Origin of the sequence: Synechococcus sp. WH 8109, assembly GCF_000161795.2 — a bacterium.
Lineage (GTDB): Bacteria > Cyanobacteriota > Cyanobacteriia > PCC-6307 > Cyanobiaceae > Parasynechococcus.
This window is the reverse complement of sequence record NZ_CP006882.1, coordinates 1,844,704-1,858,995: the sequence shown is the minus strand read 5'-3', so window position 1 is coordinate 1,858,995 and position 14,292 is coordinate 1,844,704. Positions and strand designations below refer to the sequence as shown.

Genomic DNA, 14,292 nt, shown 5'->3' with positions numbered 1-14,292 from the left:
TAAACGAGTAAGCGCTAGTTGCCTAAGGTATCAAATTTTTTATTGGGATCAAATATGTCTGCTGGTTTGCGTCTTTAAAAGATGAATTATGTGCCTGAATTAATTCCCTAATTCTATTTGATTCGGTTTCTTGCATTGGCGTATAAGTGTTATGCCAGCTCAGGCTGCCTGTTAAGTAGCTGGCCCCATCGTCTTTGAGTTTTTTGAGCTGATCCAGTGTTAATTCCCTGCTTGGCATGATCCATCCCTGTCTTCGTGCAAGGTTTAATAGCGTTGGGTCTGAATCAGTGACACTCACAACTCGGGCATTGGCTGGGATTTCTCTTCGAATACTTTCTGCAAGTGGCATCCAGATGCTGCGTTGTCGTGCTTCTACTGCCCAGTAGTCAATTGAGAGGATTGAAAGGCTGGCGATTAATGTGATGCTGAGCAACATTTGAATCGGCCAGCGTCGTTGTTTGTATTGCATGGTTTCCCATCCCAGGCCTACAAGTGGTGAGCTGAATAGTAAAAAGGGGAATTGGTAATACTCATGCACGGTGCTTGATCTCATTGTCATAACGGTGCAAATCAGCATCCCGATCGCTCCTCCAAGTGCGATGCGTCCTCCGCCAAATCTCCAGCTCCTCACGGTGCCGATCATTAGCAAGGGGACTCCTGTTACAACAAGCGCGCGTAGACCAGTTCGGATTGCAAGGTTCACCCAGCTTGAGAGATTTAGTGCTAATCCGATGTTGCTGCGATCGCTATCCTCTCCCCAGAATCCAAACGTCAAACCGCTAGCTTCACCTAGTTGGTAGGCATGCAGGTACCAGGCTGACGTAACCGCCAGAGCCGTTGATGCATACACCCAGAACCATGGATTCAGAGTCAATCGTAAGAGCCGTCGCAGCATCTGTTCAGGAGATTCCGCCTTCGCGCGAGGCGAAGGTGTGAGCTGCATGAGCAGTAGAGGCAGGCCTAGCCAGAGCAAGGGAATAACTTTGATTAGTGCTGCTCCGGTAAAGCAAATCCAGCTCAGGCTCAGTGCCCACGCTTTTCGTCGTTCAACAAAGATGCTGTGGGCTTCTAGTGATCCCGCGGCACACAAAACCAATAAGGCTTCTGCTTGAAAGGTCCTTCCGTAGTACACCCCCAAGGGTGCGAGGGCGAAGGTCAGGCCCGCCCACCAACCGACCTGGGGGGTGAACCAACGCCGGCCCAGGCGCATCACCAGCCAGATGGTCAGTGCGCTGCAGAGCACCGACAGTCCGCGGCCCAGCCATTCCTGTACCCCCATAAGGTTGTACAGGCGGCTTACCAGAAAGGGGTAGAGGGGAAATTCCGATTCGACAAAGCCGGCACTTGCACCGCCCCAATCGATCTGAGGCAGCCAGATCGGTGTGCCTGCCTGGCTGAAATGCCTTGCCATGGCTGCAGTGTCGGCTTGCCGCCAGCTGTGAACGCCGACCACGGGCATCCAGATCTGCACCAGCCGCAGCAGGCTTCCCAGAGCGATGGGCAGCCAGGTCGGCTTAGGGGCTGTTCCAGACAAATCGGGATGAGGCCGCATAGTTCCAGACGTAGACGACAACAATGCCCGCCAGTTGGGCCCAGAGCGCATGGGCCTGAATCAGTGTGTAAAAACTGGTCGCAAGGCCAACGTTGGCAAGCGCCGGTAGGGAGGCCACCAGGAGGAATTTGAGCAGCCCCCGGATCAGTTGCCGGCCGCTCTGGCGTCGGTCTCGAAAGGTGAGGGCATTGTTCACCAAGTAGTTCGAGCTTGCTGCCGTGATGACTGCCACGGGAAGCGCCTGCTGAAATTCCAGGTTGAACAGGCCCATCAGCAGTGCTGTTGATAGCAGCTGAACCATCACCCCGGAAGCCCCTACAAGCCCGAAACTGATCGCCCGTCGCGGCAGCATCCGCAGGGTTGCGGTGTGAATTAGGGACACCATGAAGTCCCAGAGGATGGCGAGATCGAGTTTGGAGCTGCCATGCAGCCGTGGCTGAAAGTTCAGTGGAATTTCTCCCACCTGTAGGCGGCCGTGGCTGATGGCCAGGAGCTCATAGAGGAATTTGAAGCCGTTGACGTCCACCTGGCGCACCAGCGGTAAGCAGCGGTTGAGGCGCAGCACGATGAAGCCGCTCATGCAATCGCTCAGGTGCCCATACGACCTGGGAAGACTCCATCGGGCAAGGCGGTTGGCGAGGGTGGAACCGTCGGTGCGTCGATCGCTGAGCCCCCGGATCTTGGAGTGGTCGAGGAAGCGGCTCCCCGCCACGAGGTCCAGTCCCTCTCGATCCAGCAGCTGCACGGCCTCGCCAACGGAGGCAGGTTCGTGCTGGCCATCGCTGTCCATCACCACAGCGGTGGGATGGAGGGCTGCGATTAGGCCTTCCTTGATAGCGCTGGCCAGTCCGGAGCGTCCCACCCGTTGAATGATCCGGATCCTGGGGTCTTGGCGGGCGAGTGAGCGAACTAGATCAGGGGTGCCATCCCGAGAATCGTCATCGACCACCAGGATCTCGATCGGATGCTCCGTCTCAAGACGGAGCAGGGATTCGATCACTTGGCGGATGGAACCGCCCTCGTTGAAGGTGGGAAGAACGATCGACAGGCCGCTTTGGCCTGTCGGTCCTTCACGTTCCGAAGTGGACGACACAGCGGGCTCCAGTCCAGTTCAGGCTACCGACAGTTGGCTAGCGTCCATTGCCTCGCTTGGCCTTCGGTGATGCAGTCCTTCTGGGGCTTATCGCTGAGCCGGCGACCTGGGCCACCCTTGAACCGCTCAATGCGTTGTTCGGCGTACCAGTTGAGGCTCGGACGTTCGTCGTAACCCTTCAGCCTGATCTCGCTTCCAGGGTTGGCACGGGCCAAGGCTGCCACCGGTTGCACGGGCCAGGTTTCGTTGAGCTCCCACAACCAGAGGGGGGATTGAAACAAGAGGGCCAGTGCTGCCACATTGCCGCAGCTGAGATAGATCACGCCTAGCCGTCTTCGTTGCGGTGTTGCAGAGCGCAGCCACCATCCGCCCACACACCAGCCGAGACCGAGCGCACCCGCCAGGCTGCGGTAGGGCACAAGGCTGCTGCCGATGCTGCTCAAGCTGCTCAGCCAAAGCAGCAGGAGCAGCAGACCGAGCCCGCACCAGAACATTGGAAGCTGGAACAGTAGCCAGCGCCAGGGGGGATTTGGGCTCTCCGGTGCACTCTTGGAAGAAAAGGGCCGCTCCACCAGCCAGACCAGTAGCGGGGCGCAGAGGAGAGCGATGGGCAGCCAGAGCGGGTGGCTGTACCAGGGGAGCTGGGTGCGCAGCGGAAGAATGGCTCCGGCCAGGGTCAGCAGGCAAGCCAGAGACCATCGGCCCCAGCGGCTCTGACGCCAACGCCAGGCCCAGATCAGGGCGAAGGGCAGCAGTGGCAGCCAGGGCCAGCCCCCCTCCAGCACTTCGATCACCGGGACTCGCCAGCCCAGATCACTGCCTTCGCCGGCATCCAGAAGAACCCGCCCGGCACCATCGCCGCCCCAGAGCCAGAGCGCCTGGCTCCCTCGGATGTGGGCATGCCAGAGATGCCAGCCGACTCCTGGGGTCAGGCCCAGCAGCATTCCGCTGAGGGCTGCTGCATGGTTGTTCCAGCTTTTCCATTCCCGGCCCCAGGCCAGCGCTAAACCGCCAGCCACCACCGCGGGCACCAGCAGCGGGGCTTTGAGCAGCAACATTGCGCTGGCCATTAGACCGGCGACGGTCCCCCAGAGTGCGCTGGTTCGGCTGCGGGTGAGCTGCAGCAGGGCCAGCCAAAGCACAGCCATGGCCGTTAGCTGGGTGCCATCCAGCATGGCCAGGCGTCCGTGCCGTGCCACTGGCAGCAGCGTGAGCAGAATCACGCTGGTGGCGAGGGCGCTGGAGCGATCCCCAGGGCGCAGCACCCATTGCAGCCAGCCCCCCAGTGGCACCACCAGGCACGACAGCACGGCAGGCACCAGGCGGACCGTCCATTCCGAGGGGAGCTGGTCGGGTTGGGTTGTTGTGCTGATCACGAGGGCGATCAGGCTGTGCAGACCAGGCGCCTTGTTGAGATAAGGCTTGTCCCAGAGGGTGGGCAGCAACGGGGCTTCTCCAAGCCCATGGCGAAGTTCGAGGGCCACCTGGGCCACGGTCGCTTCATCGAAGTCCCGCAGCGGGAGATCTCCGAGGCCGATCAGGGCCAGCACGGCAGCGGCCAGGCCGAGCCCTGCCAATGCGATCCAAGGTGCTTCGTCAGGAGCTGAGCCGGAGCGCATGGGGCCCCTCATCACATCAAAAACTGAGTATGGTCCTGGTGTTCAGGATGCAGCGGCGTGGAGAGGTGAATGCTTCCTTCTGGAGGTGAGCACAACTCCGAAGGCGTTGCCGGCATTCACAATCCTTCAGGAGGAGGTGTCCATGATTTCCAGTTGTTTGATCCAGGGTCTGCTGATCGCGGAGAACGCCGGCTGAACGGCGCCTTCTGACTGATCATCCGGTTCTGCGGCAAAAGCGGACCCGGCGAGAGCCCCCGTTCGGCTTGCCGGACGGGGGCATCGTTCATTCAGGGTGAATTCGCTGAGATCCAAACGGTATCTGCTGATACATGTCGATGTAAGCACCGGCACAAGCTGCATTGGATAACGAGTGACCAGCCCTCAAAATCCGGTTTGGCGTAGTAGCGCCAATTTCCTGTGTGAGGAATCCAATGAAGCTTTTCCAGCAACTGCTGGTGGCTCCCGCCGCCCTTGGCCTTCTGGCCACCGGCGTCAATGCCGCCGAGCTGAACATCAACGGCGTTTCTGATTACGCGGCTTCCGCTGATCAGGTCACCAGCGTCACCCAATTCTCTGACGTCTACCCCACCGACTGGGCCTATCAGGCACTGGCAGGTTTGGTTGAGACCTACGGCTGCGTCGCCGGTTACCCCAACGGCACCTTCCGTGGCAACCGGGCCATGACCCGCTACGAAGCGGCTGCCCTGCTGAACGCTTGCCTCGACCGCGTCACCGAAGTGACCGACGAGCTGCGTCGCCTGATGGCTGAGTTCGAAACCGAGCTGGCCATCCTTAAGGGTCGCGTTGACGGCCTCGAGGCCCGCGTTGGCGAACTGGAAGCAACCCAGTTCTCCACCACCACCAAGCTCAAGGGTTACACCGCCTGGGTTCTTGGTGCTGTTGATGGTATCGATGGCAAAGAAGCCACTACCCTCAATTACGACCTTCGTCTGAAGCTGGCTACCTCCTTCACCGGTAAGGATCAGCTGACCACCGTTCTGCGGTCTGGCAACTTCGACAATTCCATCTTCGGAACTGGTCTGACCTTCGTCGAAACCGCTATGAGCAGCGGTAACAGCGTCAAGGTTGGCCGTTTGTTCTACACCTTCCCTGTTGGCGACTCCCTGAGCGTCACAGCAGGTCCCATCGTCCGTACTGACGATGCCTCCATGTACGCCGGCTATGCCACGTACTACCCCTCTGATCTGCTGCTCGACTTCTTCACCTACGGCGGTGCACCTACCACCAACAACCTGGGCTTCACTGGCTCCGGTGTCGGTGCTGTTTACACCTTCGGTGACAGCGGCTTCAAGGTGAGCGGCAACTACGTCGCCAAAAATGGTGCTGATTCCAGCAAAGGTATTGGTACCAACGAGACTGCTTCCACCTCTTCTTGGCAGCTCTTCTACGAAGGTGAAGCCTTCGATGGCAACCTGCTTGCTCAGGTTGGTTATTCCTTCGACCAAAACGTTGGCCTTGCCATCGGTAACTCCTCCACTGCTGACCGCGACGGCTTCAGTGTGGCTGCAGCATGGAAGCCCGCCGATGCAGGCTTCGTTCCTTCCATCAGCACCGGTTATTCCTCAGCTGATGAAGAGGGCGTGAAGGACGACATCGAGTCCTGGTATGTGGGTCTCGAGTGGAGCGATGTGTTCGTTGAAGGTAACTCCTTCGGTGGCGCAATCGGTTCTGCCCCCGCATATGAAGATGGTGTTGATAACACCATGTGGGAAGTCTTCTACAGCTTCGCTGTTAGCGACAACATCACTGTCACCCCTGCAATCTTCGGCATTGACGAGGACGGCAAGGACGACGTGTTTGGCGGCATCATGAAGACCACCTTCAAGTTCTGATCAAAAGACTGAGTCCTAGGGCTCTTCTTCAGATCTTTAGCCCTCCACCCTTGGTGGGGGGCTTTTTTTTGGCGTCACAAAGCAAATAAATAGTCTTAATCAATACATAAATATCCCTTGATTTGCCCTTAGCGACGGAGTGAAGCCGTGCCAATAGCGTGGAGCCGCTGGCATGTCTTGCCGGCACTTTTTCTCTTGGTGTGAGAACCCAAAATGAAGCTTTTCCAGCAACTGCTGGTGGCTCCCGCCGCCCTTGGCCTTCTGGCCACCGGCGCCAATGCCGCCGAGCTGAACATCAACGGCGTTTCTGATTACGCGGCTTCCGCTGATCAGGTCACCAGCGTGACCCAATTCTCTGACGTCTACCCCACCGACTGGGCCTATCAGGCACTGGCTGGTTTGGTTGAGACCTACGGCTGCGTGGCCGGTTACCCCAACGGCACCTTCCGTGGCAACCGGGCCATGACCCGCTACGAAGCGGCTGCCCTGCTGAACGCTTGCCTCGACCGCGTCACCGAAGTGACCGACGAGCTGCGTCGCCTGATGGCTGAGTTCGAAACCGAGCTGGCCATCCTTAAGGGTCGCGTTGACGGCCTCGAGGCCCGCGTCGGCGAACTGGAAGCAACCCAGTTCTCCACCACCACCAAGCTCAAAGGCAAAGCCACCTTTGTGACTGGCGCTATGGACTCTGAAGATGCTGGTGCTAAGGCTGACGACGACGCATTTAGCTTCTCCTACGACTACCGCCTCGGCCTGAAGACCTCCTTCACTGGAAAGGACCTTCTGTTTGCTCGCCTGCGTGCCGGCAACATGAAGGACGGCAGCGCCTTCTCGGGCGGCTTCCGCAAGTTGGATGTTTCCGGCATGTCCGGTAACACCCTCAAGCTCGACCGCCTGTACTACAAGTTCCCGGTGGGGTCAGGTATTACAGCCATTGCTGGTCCTATGGCCCGCAACACCGAAAGCCTTGGCATGAAGCCAACGGCCTACACGGTCAAGACCCTGAACATGTTCGGTGGTCAGTTTGGTGCTGGCAATGTCTACAACAAAGAGACCGGCGGTCTCGTTGGTGTGATCTGGAAGCAGAAAGTTGCTAAGGGTGAGCCCCGTCTGACAGCTGCTCTGAACTACGTCGCTGATGACGGGGAACAGGCCAGCTCCGAAAAGGGCATGTTCACTGCTAAATCCAAGGGCAACACCACTGCTCAGATTGGTTACGGCACCAAGAAATGGGGCGCTGCTCTCGGTTACCGCTATGGCCAGTGTGGCGCAGGATTCGGTACTGCTTATAAGAGTGTCAAACAGAGCTGTGGCAGCGACAACGTCGACTCTCAGAACTTCGCTCTGAACGGCTTCTGGAAGCCTGAAGAGACTGGCTTCATTCCTTCTGTAAGCCTTGCTTATGGCTGGTCTGATCTCGAGGGCAGCACCGTCGACGAGGCCCGCACTTGGATGGTGGGTTTGCAGTGGGACAAAGTCGCCAATACTCCCCATAGCTTGGCTGTTGGTTTCGGTGCTCCCCTGTATGTCGAGTCCCAAGACGGCACTGATCCCGATGCTCCCGAGCTCGCTTGGGAAGCCTCGCTCAAGTACAAGGTCTCCAAGAACATCACCATGATTCCGGCAATCTTCTATCTGCCCGAGTCCAGCTCCAGCCAGGGTGTATCTGGCAAGGAGCAGTTTGGTGCCGTCCTCCAGACCGTCTTCAAGTTCTGATCATTTGGCCCAATTTCGATTGGGCCACCAGAACACTTTCCCTCACACACACACATATCCCAAGTCCTCCCCTGTGGAGGGCTTTTTTTATGGTCGTTCTCTAGGCAAGCTGCAGCCATGAGCATCGCGCCTGATATCACGGCCTTGATCGGTGGCACGCCCCTGGTGCGGTTGAACCGTCTTCCTCAGGCCTGCGGCTGCCAGGCCGAGATCTTGGCCAAGTTGGAGAGCTTCAATCCCTCCGCTTCGGTGAAAGACCGCATAGCCAGTGCCATGGTGCTGGAGGCGGAGCAAGCCGGCACGATCGTTCCCGGCAGAACGGTGCTTGTGGAACCCACAAGCGGCAACACCGGGATCGCCTTGGCCATGGTGGCGGCGGCCCGTGGGTACCGGCTGATTCTCACCATGCCGGACACCATGAGCACTGAGCGTCGGGCGATGCTGCGGGCCTACGGCGCCGAGTTGCAGCTCACCGATGGTGCCCAGGGCATGAATGGGGCCATCGCCTTAGCCAAGGAGTTGGTTGAGGCGATTCCTGACGCCTACCTGCTGCAGCAGTTCGACAACCCCGCCAATCCAGCCGTGCATGAACGCACCACGGCTGAAGAGATCTGGCGTGATACCGAGGGCCAGATCGATGCCTTTGTGGCAGGGGTGGGGACCGGTGGCACCATTACCGGCTGTGCCCGTCTGTTGAAACAGCGCCAGCCTCAGCTTCAGGTGATTGCCGTTGAGCCCGAGGCCAGTGCCGTCCTGTCCGGAAAGCCGCCTGGGGCCCATCGCATTCAGGGGATCGGGGCTGGTTTTGTGCCTGCGGTGCTGGAACTGGACCGGATTGATTCGATCCTTACGGTGAGCGATGAGGAAGCGATGCAGGTGGGCCGGAGTTTGGCCCGGGAGGAAGGCCTGCTCTGTGGGATCAGCAGTGGCGCGGCCATGGCAGCGGCCCTGCGGGTGGGTCAAGAGCCCGCCATGGCGGGCAAACGGCTGGTGGTGATGCTCGCTAGTTATGGCGAGCGATACCTCTCCACCCCGATGTTCAGTGCTGCGTCGCAACTTCCTGCCCGAAGGGATGGCCAGCTGTGAGCGACCCCTATGCCGTGCTCGGTGTCAGCAGCACCGCCAGCAATGCTGAAATCAAGGCGGCTTATCGCCAGCTGGTGAAGCAGCACCATCCCGATGCCGGTGGAGACGACCAGCAGATGCTGGCCCTCAATGCCGCCTGGGAAGTTCTCGGGGATGCCGAGCGCCGTAAGGCCTTTGATCGCACGCGGTCTCGGCCGGGCCGAGCGGCATCGCCGACGGAGCTGCGCCGGGCCAGCCGTGTCCACGATCGTGCGGTGGCCGCGGATGATGCCCTGGTGGAGTGGCTGCGGCGGGTTTATGCCCCGATCGACCGCATGCTTGGTGAGGTGATCAATCCCTTCCCCAAGCAACTCAAGGCACTGTCGGCTGATCCCTACGACGACGAGCTGATGGAAGCGTTCTGTAGATATCTCGAGGCGAGCGGACGCCGTGTGGACAAGGTCAAGCAACTGTTCCAGTCGTTGCCCACGCCAGTCTCTGCCCGTGGCTTCGGCCTGAGCCTGTATCACTGCCTTTCGGAAGTGGAAGACGCCCTGGCAGAACTGGAGCGTTACACCATGGGTTATGTGGATGGCTATCTCCACGATGGTCGCGAGATGCTGCGAGAAGCCAAACAGCGACGTAAGCGGCTGCAAGATGAACGGCGTCGCTTGGAGATCGTGTGAAACAGCGCTGGCGTTTCTGGGCTTTGGTTGCTCTGATCTGGCTTCTCTCCACCCTCGTGGATCGGCTCTGGTGGACGTTTCAGACTGGTGTCCCAGCATGGGATCAGGCCGACTACCTCAATAGCGCCATGGACCACGGCCGCGCCTTGGGGTTGTTGCCCGGCGGCGGTTGGCAGGGTTGGCAGGCATTACTGGATTACTCACCGAAGATTCCGCCCCTGGCCTCTCTGGTGAACGGCACTGTGATGGCGCTGAGTGGTGATGCCCCGGAACAAGCGGCCTGGAGCTTGAGCCTCTGGCATGGGTTGTTCCTGGTGGTGATGGCGGGCTGGGGACGGCGCCTGCAGGGGGATGGCCTGGCCCTGATCGCCTGCCTTTTGGCGGCGTTGACGCCGGCTTTTCTTGAGCTGCGTACGGATTACGTGCTGGAAATGCCCCTAGTCGCCACTTGCAGCTTGGCGATCTGGCGTCTCGGGGTCTGGTGCGATCCCCAGAGCGGAGGCCGCTGGTGGCAGGCCTGGGGTTGCACCCTGGCAGCCATCGCTGCGGTGCTGGTGAAGCAGAGCGCCCTGCTGGTGCTTGTTCCTGCTGGGCTCTGGGCTGCGGGGATCGCGTTGCAGCGGGGTGGCTCTTGGTTGCGCCAGGCTCTTTTGCTGCCTCTGCTCACGGCGGTACTGATCGCCCCCTGGTTGCGTCACAACTGGATCACCAGCCTCGGCGGCACCAACCGAGCCGTGTTCGAGTCGGCGGCCCGGGAAGGCGATCCTGGTGTCTTCAGCCTGGCCAGTTGGCTGTGGTACCCCCGCCTGTTGCCGGAGCAGCTGGGCATGGTGCTTCTGGTGATGGGCTTGTCGGGGCTGCTGCTTTGGTGCTGGCAGCGCCGGAAGCTCTCAAGCGACTATGCCTGGTCCTGGCGCTGGCTCCTGCTCAATCTTGTGGCGGCCTGGGTGTTAACCACCCTGAGCCCGAACAAGGACGCTCGCTACATCACGCCGCTTTTGCCATCACTGGTGTTGCTCCTGGCTCGAGGGTGGTGGCAATGGGGCCATTGGTTCGAGTCCAGGTGTTCGAGGTTCGTGTGGCCCGTCTTTGGTGCTGGGCTGCTGGCCTCTGTCCCAGCGGGCTGGGCCCATCAGCTGCATCGCTTTGAAGACAGGCCCCGTGGTCCGGTGGAGGCGCTGGTAGAGGCCGCCGGCGGTGCCGATCCAAGCAGGTCTCCCGCCACGTTGATCGTGGTACCCAGCACCTCCGATCTCAACCAGCACAACGTCAGCTTCTACGGTCGTCGCCATGGGGGACAGACCGTTGGCCGGCAGCTGGGGGGCAGCCTCCAGGACCGTGAGCCTGTGCTGGCACGCACGGAATGGGTCGTGTTAGCGGAAGGGGACCAGGGATCGGTGCGCAAAGCGGCCCGATGGCTGGACCAAGCGGTGCGCAGCAGCGGTGTGTTCGAGCTGGTGCAGCAGTTCGCGCGTCCCCGTGGCGGGAGTTATTCCCTCTGGCGCCGCCGCGCGACGCATCCGATTGCAGGCCCATCCTTTGCGGAGAGTTTCCCCGACCTCGCCGCTGGCCTCGCGGCAGGGCCGGTGGGGCTGGATCCAGTGTTCGCTGTGGTGGGGCAGGAACACATGCTCGATGGCCATTTCAGCTATCGGGAGCCGGTGCGTTCTGAGGCCTTGGCGGCCTTGGCACAGGATCCCGATGCTGTGCAACCGCGTTGGACCCTTGCGCTGCTGGCGGTGCTGGAAAACCGCCCTGTCGAGGCAGCTCAGCAATTCGAGGCCCTTCAAGGGCTGTTGCCCGACAACCCCTGGCCAGCGGCCTATCGCAGTGTGGTCACCCTGGCGGTTTGGAATCCCTGGCAGGCCGCCGCCGCTGCAAATGGTGCCAGCGTTTCGAATCCTGTGCTGTCGGCGCTCGGGGATCTCAGCAGTGTGCTCTCCGGTGCTGTTTGGCGCATCCCGTCTGCCATAACGTCAGTTCCAGCGGCCGTCACAGCCGTGGAGGAGGCCCTTGAGCCTGCCCCCCAACAAGATCAGGATCAGGAGCAGGCTTCCAGTTGATCCATTCGCAGCCAAACATCGGGGACCGGACGGTTCCAGCGCACCTGGCCGTAGTCCCCTTTCACGACCAGCAGCTCGCCGGGACCTTCAAAGATGTAGTCGGGTGCTGTGGGATCGCTGGCGCCAGCCTCAAGACTGGAGCTGTAGGCGGCTCTGTTCACCTTGACCAAGGCACCTTTGCGCAGCGCAGCAGGCTTGGCCTTGGCGGGGGCAGCGGCATCGGATTCGGCCATGACAGGGGGACGTGATGGCACCAGGCTAAAACCAATCGCCCACGAACCCCCTTAGCCTCCCAGCCTCACCACCCCCGCTTTCATGCGTCTGTTGCTGTTTGGCTGCACAGGTTTTGTTGGCCGTGAGCTCCTGCCGCTCCTGCTTCAGGCTGGCCATCAGCTCACCGTGGTCAGCCGCCGCTTGGCCCGTGGCTACGACGCTGAACGGGCAGATGGCCGACTGACCTGGATGCAATTCGACCCTGCCAGCAGCAGCACCTGGGCCGATGCCGGCCTATTGGATGCCCTGAACCAGGCCGATGCGGTTGTCAACCTGGCGGGGGAACCGATTGCCGAGAAGCGTTGGAGCCCGACTCACCGGCAGCTACTTGAAACCAGCCGTCTGGAAACGACCTCTCAGTTGGTGAAGGCGATCGAGGCCTGTGAAACGCCACCGAAGGTGCTGGTGAATGCCTCCGCCATCGGCTTCTACGGCTCCAGCCTGGACAAGCGTTTTCTTGAATCGAGCACCCCTGGCAACGACTTCCTTGCGAGCTTGTGTGAGCGCTGGGAAGCGGCGGCTGAGGCGGTGCCTTCCGCTGTACGGCAGGTCACCCTGCGGATCGGCATCGTGCTGGCGGGCGACGGCGGCGCACTCGGAAAAATGCTTCCGGTGTTTCGCACAGGGTTTGGCGGTCCGATCGGCAGTGGCCGGCAATGGATGAGCTGGATCCACCGCACTGACCTCTGCGCCCTGATTCTTCAATCCCTCACGGACGAGAGCTGGAGTGGCGTGATCAATGCCGTGGCTCCTGAGCCCGTCTCGATGACGGCCTTCTGCAAGCAGCTGGGGCGCAGCCTGGGCCGACCTAGTTTGTTGCCGGTGCCAGCTCCAGTGCTTCAGGTGCTTTTGGGGGACGGCGCAAAGGTGGTGTTGGAGGGCCAGCAGGTTGCTTCGGAGCGGCTTGACGCCCTGAACTTCAGCTTCCACTACCCCGATCTGGCTTCAGCACTCGCCGCTGCCACCAGCTGAAGATGCCACTCACCAACGCGGCCATGATCAACAGGCTGATGGCTGGGGCGAACAGGGGTTGCCACAGCAGCTGAACCTGGTCCATCAGCCAGTCATGGCCTTGGCCCTGTCGCACCACGGCAACGGCAAAGACCCCTGCGCCGATGAACACCAGCAGCACGTTCACCATCAGCAGGCGGTCGAGCCAGCGTTTCCAGGCCGGTTCTGGCGGGGCACTCATGAAAGCAGTGCGCAAATGGCTGCAGCCATTCTCGGGCTTCCACCAGCGTCCCCGAGGCGCCATTTGGCCTCTTCTTGGCATTGCTGTTGCAAGTCGGGATCCCGCCGTGCACGAGCAAGCAGAGCCATGGCTAGCTCCGCTGTTCCCTCCAAAGCCTCACGGCTGCCACTCTCCCCATCGGCGCAGAACACCGTCGGCCCGAGCAGGCGCCGTTGGGCTTCAGCGAATGCTGCTGTGAATTGAGGCCCCTGGCCCGGCACCTGCAGCACCGGTTTGGCCAGGCCAACGGCCTGCTCGATGGCGGTACCTGCCATGCCGATCACTAGATCGCTGTGCTGCAGCACGGCACGGAAAGCCCCGCGGCGGACGTTGATCGCCCGGGCTCCCTCACGTTCCAGCACGCCGTTCTCCAAGTGCCAACCGCATCGTTCGCTCAGCCCCCGCAAGCTGTTTTCATCGAGGCTGGGCACCAGGGCCAGATCCACGTTGCAGCGAACTGTGCTGGGAAGCAGCTCGATCAGCCGCAGCAACAGCTGCAGGTTCTGTTCCAGTTCCGGTCGGCGGCTGCCGGGCAGCAGACCGATGCGTGGCGTGCTGCTGGTCGGCGGGGTGGCCGCTGTGAGCACCGAATCCATGAATGGATTGCCCAGGAAGGTCACCGGCCGTTGCAGTTGTCTGCTGAGGTCTTCGGCGGTGCGTTGATCGCGGCTGTACACCGCTTTGAACCGCTGGCTTTTCAACAGTGCGGCGCAGGGCCAGGGCAGGCGCAGCGTCCCTTCGTAGTGGCTGGAGTAGGCCACCAGATAGGTCGCCACAGGGCATTGGCTTAGCCATGCCGCGATCACAGGGATCACATCCCCCACCACCAAGATCAGATCAAAGCGACGCCGGCACCGCATCAGACGCATCAGGCGTCGGAGCAGATACAGCACTTGCCCTTGGGCGATCTCGGTGAGGCGCCCACGAAGGCTGGTGTAGCCAATGCCGCCTGTGCTGAATTCATGGCTGCGTCCCAGCAATGGCACCCCGGCTTTTTGATAGGCGCTGCCAAGGCCCACCAGCGGGAGCGCCTGTACGTTGTGGCCCTGCTGTTGAAGCTCCTGGGCCAGCAAGGCGCCTGAGAGGTCTTCGCCGTGGCCATTGCTTAGCAGCAGGATGCGTGCCATCGCCGGGCTGTCCA

12 protein-coding genes are annotated in these 14,292 nt (G+C 60.9%); 6 read left to right on the top strand and 6 right to left on the bottom strand.

From position 1 onward, the window contains the following. Positions 1 to 22: 22 nt before the first annotated feature. Genes Syncc8109_RS10040 through Syncc8109_RS10030 form a run of 3 tightly spaced genes read right to left on the bottom strand, consistent with a single transcriptional unit; the run spans position 23 to position 4,264 of the window. A complete protein-coding gene (locus Syncc8109_RS10040; protein WP_045172807.1) occupies positions 23 to 1,552 on the bottom strand; it encodes a glycosyltransferase family 39 protein in 1,530 nt (509 codons plus the stop codon). Beyond that, the gene (locus Syncc8109_RS10035) at positions 1,515 to 2,645 is read right to left on the bottom strand and encodes a glycosyltransferase family 2 protein (protein WP_006850960.1); all 1,131 of its coding nucleotides are present in this window, start codon (positions 2,643 to 2,645) and stop codon (positions 1,515 to 1,517) included. Before Syncc8109_RS10035 ends, Syncc8109_RS10040 begins: the two co-directional genes overlap by 38 nt. Positions 2,646 to 2,668: 23 nt before the next feature. Beyond that, on the bottom strand, positions 2,669 to 4,264 hold the full coding sequence (locus Syncc8109_RS10030; RefSeq protein WP_006851533.1) for a glycosyltransferase family 39 protein: 1,596 nt from the start codon (positions 4,262 to 4,264) through the stop codon (positions 2,669 to 2,671). A gap of 431 nt (positions 4,265 to 4,695) precedes the next feature. On the opposite strand from Syncc8109_RS10030, the gene Syncc8109_RS10020 reads away from it, so the two are divergent. The 5 genes from Syncc8109_RS10020 to Syncc8109_RS10000 all read left to right on the top strand — a co-directional run bounded on the left by Syncc8109_RS10020 (position 4,696) and on the right by Syncc8109_RS10000 (position 11,647). Beyond that, the gene (locus Syncc8109_RS10020; RefSeq protein ID WP_006851572.1) at positions 4,696 to 6,117 is read left to right on the top strand and encodes an iron uptake porin; all 1,422 of its coding nucleotides are present in this window, start codon (positions 4,696 to 4,698) and stop codon (positions 6,115 to 6,117) included. A 213-nt stretch (positions 6,118 to 6,330) separates the two neighbouring features. Continuing rightward, complete coding sequence (locus Syncc8109_RS10015) at positions 6,331 to 7,833, top strand: iron uptake porin (protein WP_006850415.1); 1,503 nt, start codon at positions 6,331 to 6,333, stop codon at positions 7,831 to 7,833. 117 nt (positions 7,834 to 7,950) lie between these two features. Then, complete coding sequence (cysK, locus tag Syncc8109_RS10010) at positions 7,951 to 8,919, top strand: cysteine synthase A (protein ID WP_006849785.1); 969 nt, start codon at positions 7,951 to 7,953, stop codon at positions 8,917 to 8,919. Next, on the top strand, positions 8,916 to 9,584 hold the full coding sequence (locus Syncc8109_RS10005; RefSeq protein ID WP_006851630.1) for a J domain-containing protein: 669 nt from the start codon (positions 8,916 to 8,918) through the stop codon (positions 9,582 to 9,584). Before cysK ends, Syncc8109_RS10005 begins: the two co-directional genes overlap by 4 nt. Next, positions 9,581 to 11,647 (top strand): glycosyltransferase family 39 protein, encoded by a 2,067-nt coding sequence (locus tag Syncc8109_RS10000; RefSeq protein ID WP_006850844.1) that lies wholly within the window; start codon positions 9,581 to 9,583, stop codon positions 11,645 to 11,647. The genes Syncc8109_RS10005 and Syncc8109_RS10000 overlap by 4 nt, the downstream gene beginning before the upstream one ends. Here the strand turns inward: Syncc8109_RS10000 and Syncc8109_RS09995 are convergent. Next, on the bottom strand, positions 11,626 to 11,880 hold the full coding sequence (locus tag Syncc8109_RS09995) for an NAD(P)H-quinone oxidoreductase subunit O (protein ID WP_006850906.1): 255 nt from the start codon (positions 11,878 to 11,880) through the stop codon (positions 11,626 to 11,628). The two genes, Syncc8109_RS10000 and Syncc8109_RS09995, sit on opposite strands and share 22 nt — an antisense overlap. Before the next feature lie 82 nt (positions 11,881 to 11,962). On the opposite strand from Syncc8109_RS09995, the gene Syncc8109_RS09990 reads away from it, so the two are divergent. Further along, positions 11,963 to 12,892 (top strand): TIGR01777 family oxidoreductase, encoded by a 930-nt coding sequence (locus Syncc8109_RS09990; protein ID WP_006850088.1) that lies wholly within the window; start codon positions 11,963 to 11,965, stop codon positions 12,890 to 12,892. On the opposite strand, the gene Syncc8109_RS09985 is transcribed toward Syncc8109_RS09990, so the two are convergent. Together Syncc8109_RS09985 and Syncc8109_RS09980 are read right to left on the bottom strand one after the other, a co-directional pair. Next, positions 12,840 to 13,112 (bottom strand): hypothetical protein, encoded by a 273-nt coding sequence (locus Syncc8109_RS09985; protein WP_025362540.1) that lies wholly within the window; start codon positions 13,110 to 13,112, stop codon positions 12,840 to 12,842. The genes Syncc8109_RS09990 and Syncc8109_RS09985 overlap by 53 nt on opposite strands. Continuing rightward, entirely contained in the window at positions 13,109 to 14,278 is a 1,170-nt protein-coding gene (locus Syncc8109_RS09980) for a lipid-A-disaccharide synthase-related protein (protein ID WP_025362539.1), read from the bottom strand. Before Syncc8109_RS09980 ends, Syncc8109_RS09985 begins: the two co-directional genes overlap by 4 nt. Positions 14,279 to 14,292 lie beyond the last annotated feature (14 nt).

Excerpts from the sequence above, each read along its gene's own strand:
- Syncc8109_RS10040 (WP_045172807.1), bottom strand. The coding sequence starts at position 1,552 with ATGCGGCCTCATCCCGATTTGTCTGGAACAGCCCCTAAGCCGACCTGG.
- Syncc8109_RS10030 (WP_006851533.1), bottom strand. The coding sequence starts at position 4,264 with ATGCGCTCCGGCTCAGCTCCTGACGAAGCACCTTGGATCGCATTGGCA.
- Syncc8109_RS10020 (WP_006851572.1), top strand. The coding sequence starts at position 4,696 with ATGAAGCTTTTCCAGCAACTGCTGGTGGCTCCCGCCGCCCTTGGCCTT.
- Syncc8109_RS10015 (WP_006850415.1), top strand. The coding sequence starts at position 6,331 with ATGAAGCTTTTCCAGCAACTGCTGGTGGCTCCCGCCGCCCTTGGCCTT.
- cysK (WP_006849785.1), top strand. The coding sequence starts at position 7,951 with ATGAGCATCGCGCCTGATATCACGGCCTTGATCGGTGGCACGCCCCTG.
- Syncc8109_RS09995 (WP_006850906.1), bottom strand. The coding sequence starts at position 11,880 with ATGGCCGAATCCGATGCCGCTGCCCCCGCCAAGGCCAAGCCTGCTGCG.
- Syncc8109_RS09990 (WP_006850088.1), top strand. The coding sequence starts at position 11,963 with ATGCGTCTGTTGCTGTTTGGCTGCACAGGTTTTGTTGGCCGTGAGCTC.
- Syncc8109_RS09985 (WP_025362540.1), bottom strand. The coding sequence starts at position 13,112 with ATGAGTGCCCCGCCAGAACCGGCCTGGAAACGCTGGCTCGACCGCCTG.
- Syncc8109_RS09980 (WP_025362539.1), bottom strand. The coding sequence starts at position 14,278 with ATGGCACGCATCCTGCTGCTAAGCAATGGCCACGGCGAAGACCTCTCA.